Annotated in this window: 17 protein-coding genes; 12 read left to right on the forward strand and 5 right to left on the reverse strand. The window is 62.6% G+C overall.

Annotation, left to right across the window (positions count from 1 at the left end; genetic code table 11):
• Positions 1-189 precede the first annotated feature (189 nt).
• From KI237_RS01345 to KI237_RS01360, 4 genes are read left to right on the forward strand one after another with little or no spacing between them, the layout of a single operon-like run.
• Positions 190-1092 (forward strand): TauD/TfdA dioxygenase family protein, encoded by a 903-nt coding sequence (locus KI237_RS01345; RefSeq protein ID WP_212798473.1) that lies wholly within the window; start codon positions 190-192, stop codon positions 1090-1092.
• A 37-nt stretch (positions 1093-1129) separates the two neighbouring features.
• The gene (locus tag KI237_RS01350) at positions 1130-2155 is read left to right on the forward strand and encodes an ABC transporter substrate-binding protein (protein WP_212798474.1); all 1026 of its coding nucleotides are present in this window, start codon (positions 1130-1132) and stop codon (positions 2153-2155) included.
• A 5-nt stretch (positions 2156-2160) separates the two neighbouring features.
• A complete protein-coding gene (locus KI237_RS01355) occupies positions 2161-3021 on the forward strand; it encodes an ABC transporter ATP-binding protein (RefSeq protein WP_212798475.1) in 861 nt (286 codons plus the stop codon).
• Positions 3022-3034: 13 nt separating this feature from the next.
• Entirely contained in the window at positions 3035-3901 is an 867-nt protein-coding gene (locus KI237_RS01360) for an ABC transporter permease (RefSeq protein WP_212798476.1), read from the forward strand.
• Between the two features lie 196 nt (positions 3902-4097).
• Here KI237_RS01360 and KI237_RS01365 read toward each other — a convergent pair whose 3' ends face one another.
• The gene (locus KI237_RS01365) at positions 4098-4469 is read right to left on the reverse strand and encodes a DUF6124 family protein (RefSeq protein ID WP_212798477.1); all 372 of its coding nucleotides are present in this window, start codon (positions 4467-4469) and stop codon (positions 4098-4100) included.
• Positions 4470-4944: 475 nt separating this feature from the next.
• On the opposite strand from KI237_RS01365, the gene KI237_RS01370 reads away from it, so the two are divergent.
• From KI237_RS01370 to KI237_RS01380, 3 genes are read left to right on the forward strand one after another with little or no spacing between them, the layout of a single operon-like run.
• Positions 4945-5436, forward strand: a complete 492-nt coding sequence (locus KI237_RS01370) for a cell division protein (RefSeq protein WP_212798478.1) — start codon at positions 4945-4947, stop codon at positions 5434-5436.
• The gene (locus KI237_RS01375) at positions 5429-6871 is read left to right on the forward strand and encodes a TIGR01777 family oxidoreductase (protein WP_212798479.1); all 1443 of its coding nucleotides are present in this window, start codon (positions 5429-5431) and stop codon (positions 6869-6871) included. Before KI237_RS01370 ends, KI237_RS01375 begins: the two co-directional genes overlap by 8 nt.
• 9 nt (positions 6872-6880) lie before the next feature.
• Positions 6881-9316, forward strand: a complete 2436-nt coding sequence (locus KI237_RS01380; RefSeq protein WP_212798480.1) for a PEP-utilizing enzyme — start codon at positions 6881-6883, stop codon at positions 9314-9316.
• Positions 9317-9339: 23 nt separating this feature from the next.
• On the opposite strand, the gene KI237_RS01385 is transcribed toward KI237_RS01380, so the two are convergent.
• Positions 9340-10029 carry an NYN domain-containing protein gene (locus KI237_RS01385; protein ID WP_212798481.1) on the reverse strand — a complete coding sequence of 230 codons (690 nt, stop codon included), beginning with the start codon at positions 10027-10029 and terminating at the stop codon, positions 9340-9342.
• A 478-nt stretch (positions 10030-10507) separates the two neighbouring features.
• Here KI237_RS01385 and KI237_RS01390 point away from each other — a divergent pair, with 478 nt between their 5' ends.
• Genes KI237_RS01390 through KI237_RS01405 form a run of 4 tightly spaced genes read left to right on the forward strand, consistent with a single transcriptional unit; the run spans position 10508 to position 15202 of the window.
• Positions 10508-11287 carry an efflux RND transporter periplasmic adaptor subunit gene (locus KI237_RS01390; protein WP_212798482.1) on the forward strand — a complete coding sequence of 260 codons (780 nt, stop codon included), beginning with the start codon at positions 10508-10510 and terminating at the stop codon, positions 11285-11287.
• Positions 11284-12603, forward strand: a complete 1320-nt coding sequence (locus KI237_RS01395) for an efflux RND transporter periplasmic adaptor subunit (RefSeq protein WP_212798483.1) — start codon at positions 11284-11286, stop codon at positions 12601-12603. The genes KI237_RS01390 and KI237_RS01395 overlap by 4 nt, the downstream gene beginning before the upstream one ends.
• 1 nt (position 12604) lies before the next feature.
• Entirely contained in the window at positions 12605-14701 is a 2097-nt protein-coding gene (locus tag KI237_RS01400; protein WP_212798484.1) for an efflux RND transporter periplasmic adaptor subunit, read from the forward strand.
• A gap of 9 nt (positions 14702-14710) precedes the next feature.
• Entirely contained in the window at positions 14711-15202 is a 492-nt protein-coding gene (locus tag KI237_RS01405) for a GNAT family N-acetyltransferase (protein ID WP_212798485.1), read from the forward strand.
• 132 nt (positions 15203-15334) lie between these two features.
• Here the strand turns inward: KI237_RS01405 and KI237_RS01410 are convergent, their stop codons facing one another.
• From KI237_RS01410 to KI237_RS01420, 3 genes are all read right to left on the reverse strand, one after another.
• Positions 15335-15922 (reverse strand): phage tail protein, encoded by a 588-nt coding sequence (locus tag KI237_RS01410; RefSeq protein WP_212798486.1) that lies wholly within the window; start codon positions 15920-15922, stop codon positions 15335-15337.
• A gap of 268 nt (positions 15923-16190) precedes the next feature.
• Positions 16191-16502 carry a DUF6916 family protein gene (locus KI237_RS01415; protein ID WP_212798487.1) on the reverse strand — a complete coding sequence of 104 codons (312 nt, stop codon included), beginning with the start codon at positions 16500-16502 and terminating at the stop codon, positions 16191-16193.
• 45 nt (positions 16503-16547) lie between these two features.
• Complete coding sequence (locus KI237_RS01420) at positions 16548-17135, reverse strand: phage tail protein (RefSeq protein WP_212798488.1); 588 nt, start codon at positions 17133-17135, stop codon at positions 16548-16550.
• Positions 17136-17437: 302 nt separating this feature from the next.
• On the opposite strand from KI237_RS01420, the gene KI237_RS01425 reads away from it, so the two are divergent.
• A complete protein-coding gene (locus KI237_RS01425; protein ID WP_212800531.1) occupies positions 17438-18283 on the forward strand; it encodes a sulfotransferase family protein in 846 nt (281 codons plus the stop codon).
• Positions 18284-18312 lie beyond the last annotated feature (29 nt).

Genomic DNA, 18312 nt, shown 5'->3' on the forward strand with positions numbered 1-18312 from the left:
CGCTCCCAAAAAAAAATGCCATATCGTTATTCGCTAACGGTATTTAAATTCAAGTTCTTATAGCCTTAAAGTCATCCTCCTGCGTACCTGCCGACCAATCGGCGCGCCGCACGACACAAACCAACACGGTAACGCCGTGAGTTTTGATCGATTGCGCGCCCGTTAGCGCGCTGTGCGTGGGAGTGATGTATGCCAGCCGTCTCTTATTCTCCAGATTCACCTATCGCGAACATTGCGCCGCAGTCGTTCGACATCCGCCCGTTTCGCGATGCCGTAGGCGCCGAGATCGTTGGCCTGGACCTGTCCCGACCGCTCAACGACCAGGACTTCGCCCGCATCCACCGTGCGCACCTGGACTATCACGTCGTGGTGTTCCGCGACCAACGCATCACCCCCGAACAACAGATCGCCTTCAGCCGCCGTTTCGGCGTGCTGCAAATCCATGTGCTCAAGCAGTTCCTGTTGGCCGGGTATCCGGAAATCCTCATCGTCTCCAACATCATCGAAAACGGCCAATCCATCGGCCTGGGGGATGCGGGCAAGTTCTGGCATTCGGACCTTTCCTATAAAGAATTGCCGAGCCTGGGTTCGATGCTCCACGCCCAGGAGTTGCCGAGCGAAGGCGGCGACACGCTGTTCGCCGATATGCACAAGGCCTGGGAAGGCTTGCCCGAAGCGCTGCGCAAGGCCGTGGAAGGGCGTTCGGCGGCGCACTCCTACACGGCGCGCTACAGCGAAACCAAATTCGAAGGCAACTGGCGCCCGACGCTGACGCCGGAGCAACTGGCCCAGGTCGCCGAAGTCGTTCATCCGATCGTGCGCACCCACCCGGAAACCGGGCGCAAGGCGTTGTTCGTCAGCGAAGGCTTCACCACCCGCATTGTTGGCCTGCCGGAAGACGAAAGCACAGCGCTGCTGGCCGAGCTGTATGCCCACAGCGTGCTGCCGCAGAACATCTATCGCCATCAATGGCAGCCCCATGACCTGGTGTTCTGGGACAACCGCTCGCTGATCCACTTGGCCGCCGGTTGCCCGAGCCATCTGCGCCGCAAGCTGTACCGCACCACCATCCAGGGCGATGCCCCCTTCTGATCGGCTGCGCCTCGCGCAAAGAGCCCGGAGAATCACCATGTCCAAACGCATCGTTTTTGCACCGCTGGCCGCCGCCATCGGCCTGGGTTTCAGCCTGCTGGCCGGCAGCCTGGTAGCGCCCGCCAGTGCCCAGGCCGAGGGCGAGATTCGTATCGCTGAACAATTCGGCATCGTTTACCTGTTGCTGAACGTGGTCCGCGACCAGCAACTGATCGAAAAGCACGGCAAGGAGGAAGGCATCGATATCAAGGTCGATTGGACTCAACTGTCGGGCGGCGCGGCGGTCAACGACGCGTTGCTGTCGGGGTCCATCGACATTGCCGGGGCTGGCGTCGGGCCGTTGTTGACGGTCTGGGACCGCACCCGTGGCAAGCAGAACGTCAAAGCCGTGGCCTCCCTGGGCAATTTTCCCTATTACCTGTTGAGCAACAACCCGAAGGTCAAGACCATCGCCGACTTCACCGAGCAGGACCGCATCGCGGTGCCGGCGGTGGGCGTTTCGGTGCAGTCGCGCTTCCTGCAATACGCCGCCGCCAAGCAGTGGGGTGACAAGGACTTCAATCGCCTCGACAAGTACACCTTGGCGGTCCCCCACCCGGACGCCACGGCGGCGTTGATTGCCGGCGGCACCGAGTTGACCGGGCATTTTTCCAACCCGCCGTTCCAGGACCAGGCCCTGCAAAACCCCAACGTCCACGTGGTGCTCAATTCCTACGATGTGCTGGGTCCGAACTCGCCCACGGTGCTGTTCGCCACGGAAAAATTCCGCGATGAAAACCCGAAGACCTACAAGGCGTTCGTCGAGGCGCTGACCGAAGCGGCCGAATTCGCCCAAAGGGATAAAGGCGCGGCGGCGGACACCTATTTGCGGGTGACCAAGGCCAAGATCGACCGGGCCACCTTGCTGAAGATCATCGACAACCCGCAGATCGAATTCACTGTCACGCCAAAGAACACCTACCCGCTGGCCGAGTTCCTCTACCGCGTCGGCGCGATCAAGAACAAGCCGGCGTCGTGGGAAGACTATTTCTTCCAGGACGTCAAACCGCTGCAGGGGAGCTGATTGCCATGAACGCGCTTTTGCAAGGCCACGCGGCCAGCAACCCCACTCGCACCGGCACGGCGTTGTTGTCGGTGGATAACGTCAGCCTGGAATACCGCACCCCGCAGCGGGTGGTGCGGGCCACCCATCAAGTGAGTTTCGAAGTCGACCCGGCAGACCGTTTTGTACTGCTCGGCCCGTCGGGGTGCGGCAAGTCCACCTTGCTCAAGGCCATTGGCGGCTTCATCACGCCGTGCGAGGGCGAGATTCGCTTGCAAGGCCAGACCGTCAACGCGCCGGGGCCGGACCGGATCGTGGTGTTCCAGGAGTTCGATCAACTGCCACCGTGGAAAACCGTCAAGCAGAACGTGATGTTTGCGCTGTTGGCGTCCCATACCCTCAAGCGCCGCGAGGCTGAGGAGCGGGCGCTGCATTACCTCGATAAAGTCGGCCTGGCGGGGTTTGCCGATGCCTATCCACACACCTTGTCCGGTGGCATGAAGGCCCGCGTGGCGATTGCCCGAGCGCTGGCGATGCAGCCGAAAATCCTGCTGATGGACGAGCCCTTCGCCGCCCTCGATGCCCTGACCCGACGCAAGATGCAGGAAGAATTGCTGCTGCTCTGGGAAGAGGTGCGCTTCACCCTGCTGTTCGTCACTCACTCCATCGAGGAGGCGCTGGTGGTGGGCAATCGCATTCTGTTGTTGTCGCCGCACCCGGGGCGAGTGCGGGCGGAAATCCACAGCCATCAATACGATTTGCACAGCCTTGGGGGCGTGGGGTTCCAGCACACGGCGCGGCGGATTCATTCGCTGTTGTTCGAACAAGGCCAGTCGCCGGAGACCGAGCGCGAGCTGGATTTCGCCGACATTCGTATCGCGTATTAAGGGGGAACGAACCATGAGCCAGTTATCGCCTGCGCGCCAAGAGTATGAAGTCGACCTGCAACCCCTGACCCATGTGCCGCTGGAGCGCGAGTTGCCCTTGGGCCAGCGCCTCTGGCAACAGGGTTGGCTGCGCAAGAGTTTGATCCTGTTCGTGCTGGCGCTGGTGTGGGAGGGCGTGGCGCGCTACCAGAACAACGACCTGCTGCTGCCGAGCTTCCTGCAGACCGCCAGCGCGTTGTACGACGGTTTGCTCAGCGGCGAGCTGCTGGGCAAGGTGTGGATTTCCCTGGTGGTGTTGCTCAAGGGCTATCTGCTGGGGATTATCCTGGCGTTCGGCCTGACCACCCTGGCGGTGTCGACGCAGTTGGGCCGTGACCTGCTCAGCACACTGACGTCGATGTTCAACCCGTTGCCAGCCATTGCCCTGTTGCCGTTGGCACTGCTGTGGTTCGGCCTGGGGCAGAACAGCCTGATCTTCGTACTGGTGCATTCGGTGCTGTGGGCCCTGGCGTTGAACATGTACGCGGGGTTTCTCGGTGTGTCGGAAACGCTGCGCATGGCTGGGCGCAACTATGGGCTCAAGGGCCTGCGCTTCGTGTTGTTCATCCTGATCCCGGCGGCGCTGCCGTCGATCCTCGCCGGGTTGAAGATCGGCTGGGCGTTCGCCTGGCGCACCTTGATCGCCGCTGAACTGGTGTTCGGCGCCACCAGCGGCAAGGGTGGATTGGGCTGGTACATCTTCCAGAATCGCAACGAGCTGTACACCGACAAGGTATTTGCCGGGTTGGCGGTGGTGATTTTGATTGGGTTGCTGGTGGAGAACCTGGTGTTCGACAGTTTGGAGCGGGTGACGGTGAAGCGTTGGGGGATGCAGCGTTAGCCCGTGGGTTGAATGAACCCTGTGGCGAGGGAGCAAGCTCCTACGCTACACGGATTTGGGTTGTCTGGGCTGGCGTCATCGCGAGCAAGCTCGCTCCCACAGTTGAGCGGTGTTGATCTCACATTTTCAAATGACACAAAACCCCTGTGGGAGCGAGCTTGCTCGCGATGGCAATCGTCCATTCACCGCAGGAGTGTCAGCCCGCCGCTTGAACCTCAAGCCGATCCATCGCCCGCTCCACCAGCAAATGCACCCCATCGGCCATCCGGCTGATCGCCAGGATCACACTGCGACGACTGCCCTCAACATCATCCGCCAGATCGGCAGCGATGGCGCTGATGGACCGCAGGTCTTCGGAGGCATTGGCCAGCAGCGTTTCGGTGTCGATGTCCGGGGCGACCATGAAGAGCTGGGCGGTTTGGGTTTTGCCCGAGGTTTCATCGGCCGGTTTGGGGTTGAGGTAGTAGTCGAGGGCGCGTTCGGCGGCTTCGTCGAGCTTTTTGGTCTTCGAAGATTTATCGCAGGCGCTGCCAGGGTTTCCTGGCGGATTTGGCGTGACCTTGAACATGTCGTGTAGCTCCATCTGTAATGTTGGAACTGACACCCTTCGCTTGCACGCAAATGAGGTGGCAGTTGTACGTAGGTGTGCAAGACCGGGCAGACGGAACCCCGGCAGATTTCACCTTGCGGAAAAATCTCCCACGCACAACCGCCATAAAGAGAGCCTTGATCAAGGCTCATAGCGATGTGCGACGTCTTTTACCCGGACTTGCACGTCCGTGTCACCGTTTTTTCAGTGACAAACCCAGACTAGCGGTGAGCCCGAAGCCGGACAAGTTCATCAACATCGCCGCAACTCGAAGGAAATCTCCTAGGACTCCGCTGCACGAAAGCAGCACACAAACCTGTGGCGAGGGTTCGGCTTAGGTTTCATGTGCACCAGACGGCGGATTTTATTTATCGCTGCCCGGCCCATTAGCCAAGTAAAGCCCTCTCCATTTCCTTTAGACTGGCCGCCCTCAAGCAAGCCTTCAGGACACGGAATGCCAACCCCTCCCAGTACCCTTCGCAAAGCCCTGGTCGTTTGGCTCTATGCCGCCGCCCTGATGCACCTGCTCGCCGGTGTCACGCTGACCTGGGCCGGTCATTCGGGCTTGCTCGACGGTTATCTGCAGAACATCGAACAAGCTTTCTGGGGCGCCGACACGGTGGTGCCCGCGATGGCCCATGCGCAGCAGGTCTGGTGGCTGGCCTTGTTCGGCGCCACGCTGCAAAGCTATGCGCTGTACATGCTCGCCCTCGTGCACATCGGCAATCGTTTGAAGAACGCCATGCCTTGGGGCTGGTTGATCGCCGGCATCCTGCTCTGGGCACCCCAGGACATGCTGATTTCCGCCCAGGCACAGGTCTGGTCACACTTGTGGTTCGACAGCGTCGCACTGCTCGTTTTATTGCCGCCGCTGTTCTGGCTCTATCGCCACGACCGCCGCACATCCCTGACTGCCAATGCGTCGAGTGATTCAAACCATGCCTGACTTTTCACCGCTGGACTGGGCCATCGCGCTGCTGATTGCCCAGGCAATCCTGGGCGCGCTGGATACCCTGTATCACCACGAACTCACCGTCGCGTTGCCCTATCGCCACAGCGCTCGCCTGGAACTTTCCATCCACGCCCTGCGCTCGTGCTTCTACGGGATTCTGTTCCTGGGTATCGCCCATCTGGCCTTCCAGGGGACATGGGCGATTGTCATCGCGCTGTTGTTTGCGCTGGAGATCGGCCTGACGCTCTGGGATTTTGTGGTCGAGGATCGCAGCCGCAAGTTGCCGCCCATCGAGCGCATCATGCACACGGTGTTGGCGGTCAATGGCGGCGCCTTCTTCGCGTTGTACGGGGTGCAACTGGCGCAGTGGGCGAGTTTGCCGACCGGCCTGGGCGCGATTGACTTGGGCTGGCGTGGCTGGTTGCTGACCTTGTTCGCCGTTGGGGTCACGGCCTCGGGAATTCGAGACGGGTTGGCAGCGCTGCGCATGCAACGCGCGGGCAAGCCCGCCAACCCGTTTGCCGGTGGCGCCTACAAGCGCGTGTTGGTCACGGGAGGCACCGGGTTTATCGGCGAAACCCTGGTCAATCAACTGCTTGACGCCGGGCACACGGTCAGCGTGTTGGCCCGCGATCCATTGAAGGCCGCCTACCTGTTCGACGGCCGTGCCCGGTGCCTGCGCTCGCTGGGCAAGCTGGGCCATGACGAAACCTTCGACGTGGTGATCAACTTGGCGGGCGCGCCGGTGGCCGGCCCGCGCTGGAGCCCCAAGCGTCAGGCGCAACTCATCGCCAGCCGGGTCAATACCACCGAAGCGTTGATGGCTTGGCTGAAGAACGCCCGGCACAAACCGGCGTTGTGGGTTCAAGCGTCTGCCATCGGCTTCTACGGCGTGCGGGATGCCAGCGAAAGCCTCGATGAAAGCGCCAGCCGGGGCGATGGCTTCATGGCCGAACTCTGTGCGCGCTGGGAAGCTTCGGCGCTGCCCGCCACCGAACTGGGTGTACGCCAGTTGGTGATGCGCCTGGGTGTGGTGTTTGGTCCGGGCGGCGCGTTGCTGCCGCTGCTGATTCCATTTCGGCTGGGGTTCGGCGGGCGGATGGGCGATGGTCGGCAAATCATGAGCTGGGTGCACCGCGACGACGTGATTGCCGTCATCGCCCGCGCCTTCGATGACGCAAGCCTGAGCGGTACCTACAACCTGGTGGCACCGGAAACTGTCAGTCAGGCACTGTTCGCCGAAAGCGTCGGCAAGGTGCTCAAGCGCCCGGTGTGGTTCCACATTCCCGCCGCGCCGGTGCGCGCCCTGGCAGGCGAAATGGCCCAGTTGTTTTTCGACGGTCAACGTGTGCTACCAAGCCGTCTCGTCGAGGCGGGCTATACGTTCCGTTACCCGACCCTCGACGCTGCCCTGCGCGACCTGGCCTGAGGAGCGCCCATGAGCAAGCCCCGGATGTACCTGCTGGCCGGCAACGGCAGCGCCGCCGATTGGTGGGACGACGCGTTGCCGCACTTTGAATGCTACGACGTGGTGCCGCTGGAGTTGCCGGGTTTTGGCAGCAACCCGCAAGCCCCTTGCGAGGACCTGGCGGCCTACGCCCAGGCCTTGCTGGCGGCGACGGAAAAGGGCAGCGCGATCATGGCGGTTGGCGTGAACGCCTTGTTGGTGCTGCACGCCTTGCAACGTCAACCGGGGCACTTTTGCCGTAGCGTGTTGCTGGCACCGGTGGGCGCGTTTTTGTGGCAGCGACGACTGCCGGCGTTGATGTCGCCGCTGCCGATTCGCAAGACCATTCACTGGCTGCTCTCCAACAAGCCGACGCTGTTTGCCCACAAGTTTTCCCGCCAGACCTGGACGCCCGCGCAGTACCAACGCATGGGCGCCGGGTACGCCCGCTGCCGGGCCTTTGTGCCGCATTGGGACCTGGTGCGTGCCGACACCGCGTTGCCGCTGCTGGAATGGATCACCGACCCGGTCGAACTGGTGTGGGGCGATCAGGACAACGTGCTGGGCGTCGAGCAGGCAGCGGCCTGGTCTGCCATTCTTGCTCGGGCCGACTTGACCATCAGCCTGAAGCCCGGTTGGGGCCACTACCCTTGGATCGACGCACCGGCCGAGTTCGCCGCCTGGCTGGAATCGGGCGAGCGTGGGTTCGTCGCGCACACCAAGGGCGGGCGCCTGCGCCTGGCGGAACTGGCCGGGCAAGCGGTGCCGTCGGCGCTGACCCTCAATGATTGCCACGACCTGCGCCTGCCAACGTTTCTTGCCAGCCAACCGAACGCGACCTGGGCAGTGCGCTCCTCGAGCTACGGCGAGGATCAGGCGGATGCGGCGAATGCCGGCCTGAGCACCACGTTCCTGCGTGAGCCGACCGGCAACGTGCCGGCGCGCATCGCCGAGCTGACAGCGGCGGGCGTCGAGGAAGTGGTGGTGCAGCGGTTCATCACACCGCGACTGTCCGGGATCGCCTTCGTTCGCCACCTGGCGGTCGAACTGGAGTGGGTCGAGGGGCACCTGGAGTCGTTGGCCGATGGCCAGGCGAGCCCCGAGCGCGCGACCCTTTCCCGCCTCGGCGCGGCCTGGAGCAGCGGCACCTTCAAGCCCGCCCATGGCCTGACCGAAGAGGCGCTGTGGCGTTTTCTCCAAGGCGTGTTGCGGGTGTTCCACTATGTGCCCGGCGACGTTGAATGGGCGTGGGACGGCACGCAGCTCTGGTTGCTGCAATACCGGCCGATCAGTGACTACGGCTGGCGCCGCCACCTGACCGCCGCCAACATCGCCGAAATCCTGCCGCCGCAACCCAGCGTCCTGGTGGAGTACACCCAACGCCGGGCGGCGGCGAGCATTCCGGCAATCATGGCGCGCTGGGACGCACGGGTATTGCAGGACAACGAGCCGTTCACGGCAGTGTTTGGCGGCGCGTCGTACATCAACAACGACCTGTTCCTTGCCCGGCTGGCCGACTGGGGCATCAGCGCCAACCGCTATGCGGGAGAGGTCGGCGGCGCGGCGCCGCACCTGCCCTGGCGGCCGTTGCGCCTGATACGTTCGCTGCCGTTGTTCCTGCGCATGCAACGCATCGCGCGTGGGCATTTGCTGACGCTCGAGACGGGCTTGCGGCGTTTCGACCGGGAGCTGTTCGAACTGACCGCACAAGGCGCCGACGGCCAGCGATTGGCCGACTGGTTCACCCGTTTCTACGTGTTCGTGGTGCAAGGCAACCTGTGCATCGCCAGTGCGTTGGCCAGCAGCGGCGGCGACCTCTTGGGCCGCCCGCCGACCGCCTATGACGACCTTGAGCACAGCCCCCATCGCCTGCCCTGGGAAACCGACCCGGCGACACTGCGACCGGCCTCGACCGAGCTGCCCTTGCAGGCATTCCCCCAGTGGCCCCTGGCGATTCGCCTGGCCCATGGAGCCGGGCTGCCGGGCTTGCGCGGTTACTACCTGCAAGTGCGTGAGTGGTACCGCGACAACCTGATGCGGATGTTCTTTCGCCTGCACCACGCCATGCCACTGGCCGATCGAGCCTATTGGTTTGCGCCGCACCCGGACATCCGCACCCGCGACGGCAGTTTCTGGCAGGACGGCCGCGAAGGCACCGAGCAGGCGAACGGCTTCCTGATCTACCCGGGTCAAGCCCAAGGCATTCTCGGCGAGGATATCCTGCTGGAAGACACCCTCGACCCTGGCCGCCACGCCCACTATCAACGCGCCCGGGCAGTGATCGCGCGCATGGGCGGGCGCCTGTCCCATGGATCGACGCTGCTGCGCGAATTGCGCAAGCCCTCGGCGGTACTGCCGCAGGTTGATGTGGCATGGTTGGGACGTGAGGTGCGCTATAGCGATGGTGAGTTGACGCTGGTGGAGTAGACGGTCACCCGGCAGCGGGGTCGTTACCAGTAATCCGGCTTGATGGCGGGGGCCTTGTGCGTGGGGACTCGGTGGGGGAACTGGTGGGATTGGAGTTCTTCGCAGGTGACCACGCGGCGCATCCAGTGGGCATGTTCCTTCAAGGAGCCTGGTGCGAGGCGCTTGGAACCGGTTTGGTAGGGGAGCACCACACCCACTTTCAAGTGAGGGAAATCTTCTCGGATAGCCCTCAATGCTGGGGCCATGTCGGTGTCGCCAGAGACCAGCACGAGTTGCTCGATACGCTCTTCTACTGGCAGTGTTTCTTGTCTTGAGGCCATGCGATACATGCTGATTGCAATATGGACGTCCGTTTCCTTTTCTTCCAGCTTCCAAATAGCCACTGTGTCCTGGCGTGAGGCACCGACGCTTCTGCTGATAAAGCGAGGGGCATTGGCCCGCTCGAGCTGATGGCGACCATAATGAACGGCGACTTTGCTGGCCTTCAGTGCGCGGACATACGAGTCTTGAGCTTCCTTGGAAAGGATCCCTCGTGTCGCCAACTCCGGTTTGACCGAAGACGTAAAGTAATCAACGGAGGCGAGTGAGCTTTGAGGATTTTCGACGCGAGCGATGTGCGCCAATAGCTGCGCCAGGTTCAACCATTTGTAAGGTGTGTCGGCAAGCAGTCCATAAAAAACGTTATAGCCGTCAACGAAAAAAGCGGTGCGCACAAACTCAATCCCCAGAAACGAAAAAACCGGCCGAAGCCGGTGTTTTCACCCCAACGGCCAGAGAACTTAATCTCTGCGTACGAGGTTGAGCAGTGAGCGAATCCTAAGCCTGGGATGACGCTGAGTCAACCGCAGGGGAACAAGCTCAAGCACCGGCCTGCTGAGTTTTGTGCGCTATTACGACCAAAGATCAAGACGTTTCCAGCTAGATTTGTCAGCGATTATTTCAGTTTTTATTGAAATGAATGGAAGCGGTTCAACGAAAGGAATAATCCATCATTCGGTGCTGTTTTGAATGAGCGGCTCTTCTTGAGTCACTGTGGGATTTATTACGGATATACCTCAGAAAAAAACCTCGAGCATTCTCGACCACTGTTCAGTCTTTTTTAAACAAGATATTTCACCCTTCATAAGGCTATTCCCTTGACGCTCCCCACCGCTGTCGTAGACTCCGCCCATCCGTCAGGGAGTAACGGTCATGCGACGTTTGAGTAGTTGGGTTGTGGGATTGGCCTTTGTAACGTGCGGCGTCCAGGCGCAAACGCCTGCGGCAGATGATCCATTGCTCGGCAGCAACGTCGCGGCCAGTGCATCGGGCGGCAACGAGGCGCGTGGGGTGCTTCGGGCGCGGGACCAGGCGGTGCTGGCCAGCGAGTTGGCCGGGCGCATCGTCGAGTTGCCCTTCAGCGAGGGCGAGTCGTTCAAGAAGGGCGATACCCTGGCGCGTTTCGATTGCTCGGCGTACCAGGCCCAGCTCAACGCGGCCCAGGCGGCCAGCCGTGGCGCCAGTGAAGAGTTGGCCCATAACCGGCAACTGGCGGAGTTGAAGTCGGTCGGGCGTTTCGAAGTGTCGCGGGCCGAGGCGCGGGTCAGCGAGGCGCAGGCGCAGTCCCAGGTCTACCAGGTGCAGGTCAAGCGTTGCAGTGTGGTCGCACCGTTCGACGGGCAGGTGGTGGCGCGCAAGGTCCAGCGTTATGAAAGTGTGGCGGCCGGCGCACCGTTGCTGGATGTGGTCGACAACCGCTCCCTGGAAATCCATCTGCTGGTGCCTTCGCGCTGGATGGACCGGCTCAAGCCCGGCCAGCCGTTCACCTTTATCCCCGATGAAACCGGCAAGCCGTTGCAGGCGACGGTCAAGCGCCTGGGCGCGCGCATCGATGAGGGCAGCCAGACCCTGCTACTGGTGGCGAGTGTGCCGGATGCCAGCGGCTTGCTGTCCGGCATGAGTGGCACGGCGCGTTTTGCGGAGCCCAAGTGAACGCGCCGATATCGGGCAGCGCCGAGCAGGTGTTTGCCCGTTTTCTCGACCTTGAGCGCCAGACGCGGGCTGCCCGCACCCCGGCGCAATTGAGCTACAGCCTGGTCAATGACGGCCAGGCGCTGTTCGGGTTTCGCCATGCCGCGCTCTTGATTGCCGGCAAGGTGCAGGCGGTGACTGGCGTCAGCGCCGTGGAGCCTAATGCGCCGTTCGTGGCGTTCGTCGAGCAGGCGGTGGCCCAGTTGTTCAAACAAGGGCTGCTCAATCAGGCCCGGGTGATCGCCGCTGACGGGGTCAGTGAATCCATCCGGGCGGACTGGCGCAGTTTGTCGGCGGGGCAGGTGTTCTGGCTGCCGTTGGTCGATCATCAAGGCCAGGTGTTCGGGGGGTTGTGGCTGGCCCGTGATTTGCCGTGGACCCCGTCTGAACAAGTGCTGTTGTCGCAGTTGGGCGATACCTACAGCCATGCCTGGCTGGCCCTGCAACCGCGCAAGCCGTGGCGCCTGCGCTGGACGCGCAAACGGCAGGTGGCGCTGGCCGCCATGCTGTTGCTGGGCTTGCTGATTCCGGTCCGCCAATCGGTACTGGCCCCGGCCGAAGTGGTGCCGCTGGGCGGGCAAGTGGTGGCGGCACCGTTGGACGGCGTCATTGCCGAGTTCATGGTCAAGCCCAACCAGGCCGTGAAGAATGGCGACCTGTTGCTGCGTTTCGAAAGCACCAGCCTCAAGGCTCAGGCCGATGTGGCCGAGCGCGCGTTGGGCGTGGCCGAAGCGGAGCTCAAGGCCAACTCCCAGCGCTCGTTCGCCGATGCGGAGTCGAGCTCCAAGGTTGACCTGCTGGCCGCCCGCGTCGAACAGAAACGTGCCGAGCGTAACTATGCGATGGAGCTGCTCAAGCGCAGCGAGGTGCGTGCCGAGCGGGACGGTATTGCGGTGTTTGCCGATGCCGAGCGCTGGCTCGGCAAGCCGGTGCAGACCGGCGAGCGGCTGATGGAAATTGCCGATCCGAACCAGGCTGAGTTGCGTATCGAGCTGGCGGTGGGCGACGCGATCGCCCTGGAGCCCGGCGCACAAGTGGCGCTGTTTCTTGACAGCGACCCATTGCAGCGGCATCTGGCCTGGCTCGAACGTTCGGCCTATGAAGCGCAGCCCACGGCGGCCGGGCAATTGGCCTATCGGCTGGACGCGCGCTTCGATGCCACGGCGCCGCGCATCGGCCTGCGAGGCACGGCAAAGGTCTTTGGCGAGCGCGCCCCATTGGCACTGTACCTGTTGCGCCGGCCACTGGCCGGGCTGCGCCAGAGCGTAGGCCTGTAGCATGAACCTGCCGAGCCTGCGGCCCGATTTGCAGTTGTCCCCGGCGGCTCCAGACCCTGACGGTTCGCCGCAATGGACCCTGGCCGACCCGGTGCGCGGGCGCTATTTCAAGCTGGGTGCGGCGGCGATGCGCATGCTGCGTCATTGGTCCCTGGGCGACCCGGAACGGGTGCTGCAAGCGGCGAACCGTGAGCCGGGCCTGCCCCTCAATGGTGAGTCGCTGGAGCAGTTGCTGGGTTTTCTGCGTGGCCACGATCTGATCAGCGCGATGGACCCGCAACAGCGCGCCAGCTACTCATTCAAGACGGCGGCCCGGCGCCAGAGCCTGTGGCAAATACTGCTGCACCAATACCTGTTTTTCCGCATTCCGCTGTGGCGCCCGGACGCCTTCCTCAACCGCGCCTGGCCCTGGCTGGCACGGTTAGGTCCCAAGCTCTTGCGCTATGGGCTGCCGTTGACCCTGGGGCTCGGTATTTTCCTGGTGTCACGGGATTGGCAGCGGTTCCTGGCGACGTTTCCGCACCTGTTCAGCCTGGGCGGTGCGCTGGCGTTCGGGGTGGCGTTGTTTTTCGCCAAGCTGTGCCATGAGTTCGGCCATGCCTTCATGGCCAAGCGCGCCGGTTGTCGGGTGCAGAGCATGGGTGTGGCGTTCATGGTGCTGTTGCCGATGTTCTATACCGATGTCAGTGATGCTTGGCGGATCAACGACCGACGGGCGCGGTTGCTGATCGGCGCCGGTGGCGTATTGGCAGAATTGCTGCTGGCCTGCGTCGCCCTGCTGGCCTGGTCGCTGTTACCCGACGGGCCGGCGCGCACTGCCGCGTTCATGCTGGCCAGCGCCACCTGGATCACCACGCTGATCATCAACCTGAATCCTTTCATGCGCTTTGACGGGTATTTCCTGCTCAGTGATTTCTGGGCGGTGGATAACCTTCAAGGCCGTGCGTTCGCCCTGTGTCGCTGGCGCCTGCGCGAAGCCTTGTTCGGCTATGGCTTGGCGGCCCCGGAGCCCTGGTCGCCGAAGATGCGCCGTCGCTTGCTCGTCTGGGGATATGGCTCGTGGTTGTGGCGCGCGGCGTTGTTTTTCGGTATTGCCCTGGCGGTCTATCACCTGTTCTTCAAGGTGCTGGGCATTTTCCTGATGATGGTGGAATTGGTCTGGTTCATCTTTATGCCCATCGTGAATGAGTGGCGGCAATGGTGGAGTCGCCGTGAACAGGCCCACGGTCCGCGGGTGCTGCTGAGCGGCCTGGTCTTGCTGGCGTTGGTGCTGGCGTTGCTGCTGCCCTGGCGCAGCGCCGTGGAAGTGCCGGCGATGCTGGAGGCCGGTCGTGCCAGTGCGTTGTATGCGCCGGTGGCGGCACGGGTCAAGCAAGTGAATGTGCACGACGGCCAGACCGTGGCCCAAGGCGACGTCCTGGTTGAACTGGAGTCGCCGGACATGGCGTCGCGCCTGGTCATCGTGCGCCGGGAAATCGAGATCCAGCAGTTGCAGATGCGTCGTCAGGCCGGGCGCAGCGAGACCGCCGCCGATGCTGGCATCATTGAACAGCAGTTGGCCGAGGCGGTGGCGGAATACCGCGGCCTGGTCGCCCAGCGGGAACGCCTGTTGCTGCGCGCGCCCCATGCCGGCCAGGTGCGCGACCTGCTGCCGCAACTGTCGGTGGGGCGTTGGCTATCGCCAACGCAGCCGCTGGCGCGAGTGGTGCAGACCGATTCTCGCCTGCGTGGGTACCTGACCGAGGCCGAGCTGTGGCGGGTCAGTGCCGGTGCCACGGGCCGGTTCATTGCCGACGATCCGATGCACCCTTCGATTGCCGTGCAACTGAATGAGATCGACACCAACGGCGTGGCCTGGGTCGAGCAACAGGCGCTGACTTCCGATCACCACGGGCCGATCGCGGTGCGCCGTGATTCGCAGCAGCGGGCCGAACCGGTGCAGGCGCAGTACGGCGTGCGCTTGAGTGCGATCGAGGACGGGGCTGCGCCGCTGCAACCGCTGCGTGGCGTGGTGGTGCTGCAGGGGCGGGGGGAGTCGGTACTGGGAGCGGCTTGGCGCCGGTTGGCGGCGCTGGGTGTGAGGGAAAGCGGATTTTAAGGAGCGAACATGGATTCAGTGGCGGCAGAAGGCTTGGTGGTGCGGCCATCGCGGGTCAGCGATGGTCCGTTCCTGCAGAGCCTTTACCAGGCGGCGCGTCCGGATCTGCAATGGATCGACGGTGAGCACGAGCAGGTGCAACAGGTAATCGCCCAGCAGTTCCAGGTGCAAGAGCAGGGGCTGGGGGAGAACTTTCCCAATGCCATGCATTACGTGGTGGAAAAGCTCGGCACCGCCATCGGCGCCCTGAGCACGGATTTCGGGCCGAATGAAATCCGCGTGCTGTACCTGGCCTTCATCCCCCAGGCCCGCGGGCAGGGTTATGGCCGGACGGTGTTGCAAGGGGTGCAGAAAGCCGCACAGCAGATTCGCTGCCCGGTGGCGACCGTGGTCTGGGCCAGCAACCCCCACGCACGGCGGCACTACCTGGCGCTGGGGTTCGAAGTGCAAGAACGCAACCCGGCGGCTGAGCGGTTGGTGTGGTACCCGAAAGGCGATTGAGGGTCTTGTGAGCTTGTTGGAGCGGGCATGCTCACGAACGCACTGGGTCAAAAGGCATTGATTCGACTGACCCAACGCTTTCGCGAGCAGGCTCGTTCCCAATGGGGCGGGCCACGGCCCTGCGGCGGGTGATCAGTTGCGGGACGGGAAGAGACCGTTCAAAGCGATGCTGAAATTGATCGCCAGGAACGGGTTCATGATCGCCATCGGCAGGCCATTGCCCGTCGGGGACACCGTTCCACTAACCGTCGTTGTCACGCCTTTGAGCGGCACTGGCGAGGCGCCGACCTGGTCGGAATAGATATTCGCCGCACCTGGCCCGGTGCCCGAGGTGCCGATGAACGAGTTGGTGGCCGTGGGTGTATTCGCCGGATTGCTGGCCGGGTTCGCCAGTTGCAGGGTGGTCGAGGCAGTGATACCGGCGAGGGCGTGAGTGTGGTTGGGCAGGTTGTTCAGGGTTGCGGTGACGTTTTCGGTGCCCGCAACCTCGCCGATGACGCGCGGGGTCAGGCCCAGGCCGTTGCCCTGGCCCATCGGCAGGCGGCCTTGCAGATCGGGGAGCGTGAAGTTGGTCGTGCCATTGCCTCCGTAGTAGGTGCCGAGCAGTGAGAACAACGCCTGGTATTGCGAGACGGCGAGTGTCTGTCCATTGCACAGCGCCCAGCCATTGGGTGCGAAGTTAAAGGCAAAAGACTGGATAGTGCCCATGAATACTTCCATAAATTCCTCATCCCTCAGGTTATTGGTCTGGTGTCGCCAGAGAAGAAGATTGCGTTCGGCCCGATTCCCTATTCCCTGGCCTGATCACGCACGGCTGAGCGGTTGCGGCATTCTGCCGGGCGAGATCTTTGGGGCGGTGGTCTCCGATTGATGTGTCTATGGGGTGAGCCTGCTCGCGAACGCAGTGGGGTCAGTTGTCGTCATGTTGGATGTGCTACCGCCTTCGCGAGCAGGCTCGCACAGGGGCTGGCGGTAGCAGCTCCACTCGCTAATTGAACGCGATGTAGAAATAGCCAATCGTGGGGTCCCGTCCCATCGGCGGGATCCGTGACACGAACACGCCTTCGAGCCTGCCCAGTTCGGGCACGTCCAGCGCACACAGGCCATCGACGAACTCGGTGGCCTGCAAGCTGTTGAGCTCCACGCTGAACGGCATGCGCTCGGTGTTCGGCAGCTTGGCCCTGGGCGTCTCCTCGAGGGTCTCGACCCGTATGGGCAGGCAACTGCCGTCGGGCAGGGTCAGGCTGCTGGTCTGGCCCAGCAACGATTGGAAATGGTGGCTATGAACCGCTTGCAGCATGTTGATACTCCAACGGACCCGAGGGCCGGGCCCTGCGGTGGGTCATCAGTTACGGGACGGGAAGTAACCTTGAAGGGCGATGCTGAAGTTGATCGCCAGGAACGGGTTCATGATTGCCATCGGCGTGCTGCCGCCTGTGGGCGAGACCGTGCCGCTGACCGTCGTTGTCACGCCTTTGAGTGGCACCGGCGAGGCGCCGACCTGATCGGAATAAATATTCGCCGCACCTGGTCCGGTGCCCGAGGTGCCGATGAACGAGTTGGTGGCCGTGGGTGTATTCGCCGGATTGCTGGCCGGGTTCGCCAGTTGCAGGGTGGTCGAGGCGGTGATGCCAGTGAGGGTGTGGGTGTGGTTGGGCAGGTTATTCAGTGTCGCGCTGACGTTTTCGGTGCCGGAAACCTCGCCGATGACGCGTGGGCTCAGGCCCGGGCCGTTGCCTTGCCCTATGGGCATGCGCCCTTGCAGGTTGGGCAACATGAAGTTGGTTTGGCCGTTGCCCCCGTAGGTCACGCCGATCAGGGCGAAAAGGGTCTGGTACTGGGCAAGGCTGAGCGTTTGCCCCTGGCATAGAGCCCAATCCCTGGGCGCGAAATTGAAGGCAAATGCTTGAATGGTTCCGATGAATACTTCCATAGATTCCTCATCCCTCAGGTGATTGCTCTGCTGTTGGGCGGGCAAGGTATGGGGGGAAAGGTCGATCAGCCCGACGCCTTCATTCCCTGGCCTGTCACGCACGGCTGAGCGTAGACCGGGATATCTGATTTTGCCGGGAGAGACGTCAGGAAAATTCTTCTGGATCGGCTAAATCGATTCAGGTGTGGCGAGAGCCTGTACCGTCCATCTTTTTTACGGGATGAGGTCTATTTGATATCAAAGTACTACTATGCGGCGCTTGTTTCCTAAGCTACGCTTCGGACACAAAAGGACTACAAATGGTGAAAGGATTGTCACAGTTTCACTTTATTTCCGGCTTGCCGCGCTCAGGCTCGACCCTGCTTTCTGCGATTCTGTTGCAGAACCCGCGCTTTCACGCCGGTATGACCAGCCCCGTCGGTTCGCTGTTCAGCAGTGTGCTGCAGCAGTGCAGCGCCGGCAGCGAGTTTGGCTCGGTGATCGACACCGACCTGCGCCGCCGCCTGTTGCGTGGGCTGTTCGACTCCTACTACGCCGACAAGGCCGACAAACCCGTCATCTTCGATACCAACCGCCAATGGTGCGCGCGCCTGCCGGCCCTGCAAGACCTGTTTCCCCAAGCCAAGACCATCGCCTGTGTACGCAATGTCGCCTGGGTGCTCGACAGTCTGGAGCGGCTGTATCGCGCCAACCCCTTCGAGAACACCAAGCTGTTCATCGACGATGACGAGCGCAATACCGTCTACAGCCGTTGCGAAACCCTGGCCCAGCGCAACCGCTTGGTGGGGTTTGCCTGGACGGCGCTCAAGGAAGCCTATTACGGCGAGCACGCCGAGTCGCTGCTGATCGTCGATTACGACCTGCTGAGCCAGGCGCCCGAGCGGGTGATGCGGCTGGTCTACGAGTTCATCGGCGAGCCCTGGTTCGAACACGACTTCAATCACTTGACCTACGACGCACCGGCCTTCGACCAGGCCTTGGGCGTTGCCGGCCTGCACAAGGTCAAGCCCAAGGTCGCGCCGCAAACCCGGCGGACCCTGCTGCCGCCGGATCTGTTCGAAAAATATGCCGAGTTGTCGTTCTGGCGCGATGGGGCTGCCAGCGCCGCCAATGTCATTCGTATGAAAACCGACGCCGCGATCAGTTGATCGCGGTTTTTTTCATTTGCGTGTTCAAG

This window comes from Pseudomonas sp. St316 (genome assembly GCF_018325905.1).
GTDB lineage: Bacteria > Pseudomonadota > Gammaproteobacteria > Pseudomonadales > Pseudomonadaceae > Aquipseudomonas.

What these genes read in the sequence shown, in the direction of transcription:
- KI237_RS01370 (WP_212798478.1), top strand. Translation starts at nt 4,945, where the DNA reads ATGCCAACCCCTCCCAGTACCCTTCGCAAAGCCCTGGTCGTTTGGCTC.
- KI237_RS01405 (WP_212798485.1), top strand. Translation starts at nt 14,711, where the DNA reads ATGGATTCAGTGGCGGCAGAAGGCTTGGTGGTGCGGCCATCGCGGGTC.
- KI237_RS01360 (WP_212798476.1), top strand. Translation starts at nt 3,035, where the DNA reads ATGAGCCAGTTATCGCCTGCGCGCCAAGAGTATGAAGTCGACCTGCAA.
- KI237_RS01400 (WP_212798484.1), top strand. Translation starts at nt 12,605, where the DNA reads ATGAACCTGCCGAGCCTGCGGCCCGATTTGCAGTTGTCCCCGGCGGCT.
- KI237_RS01375 (WP_212798479.1), top strand. Translation starts at nt 5,429, where the DNA reads ATGCCTGACTTTTCACCGCTGGACTGGGCCATCGCGCTGCTGATTGCC.
- KI237_RS01355 (WP_212798475.1), top strand. Translation starts at nt 2,161, where the DNA reads ATGAACGCGCTTTTGCAAGGCCACGCGGCCAGCAACCCCACTCGCACC.
- KI237_RS01410 (WP_212798486.1), bottom strand. Translation starts at nt 15,922, where the DNA reads ATGGAAGTATTCATGGGCACTATCCAGTCTTTTGCCTTTAACTTCGCA.
- KI237_RS01420 (WP_212798488.1), bottom strand. Translation starts at nt 17,135, where the DNA reads ATGGAAGTATTCATCGGAACCATTCAAGCATTTGCCTTCAATTTCGCG.
- KI237_RS01350 (WP_212798474.1), top strand. Translation starts at nt 1,130, where the DNA reads ATGTCCAAACGCATCGTTTTTGCACCGCTGGCCGCCGCCATCGGCCTG.
- KI237_RS01390 (WP_212798482.1), top strand. Translation starts at nt 10,508, where the DNA reads ATGCGACGTTTGAGTAGTTGGGTTGTGGGATTGGCCTTTGTAACGTGC.
- KI237_RS01365 (WP_212798477.1), bottom strand. Translation starts at nt 4,469, where the DNA reads ATGTTCAAGGTCACGCCAAATCCGCCAGGAAACCCTGGCAGCGCCTGC.
- KI237_RS01415 (WP_212798487.1), bottom strand. Translation starts at nt 16,502, where the DNA reads ATGCTGCAAGCGGTTCATAGCCACCATTTCCAATCGTTGCTGGGCCAG.
- KI237_RS01345 (WP_212798473.1), top strand. Translation starts at nt 190, where the DNA reads ATGCCAGCCGTCTCTTATTCTCCAGATTCACCTATCGCGAACATTGCG.
- KI237_RS01380 (WP_212798480.1), top strand. Translation starts at nt 6,881, where the DNA reads ATGAGCAAGCCCCGGATGTACCTGCTGGCCGGCAACGGCAGCGCCGCC.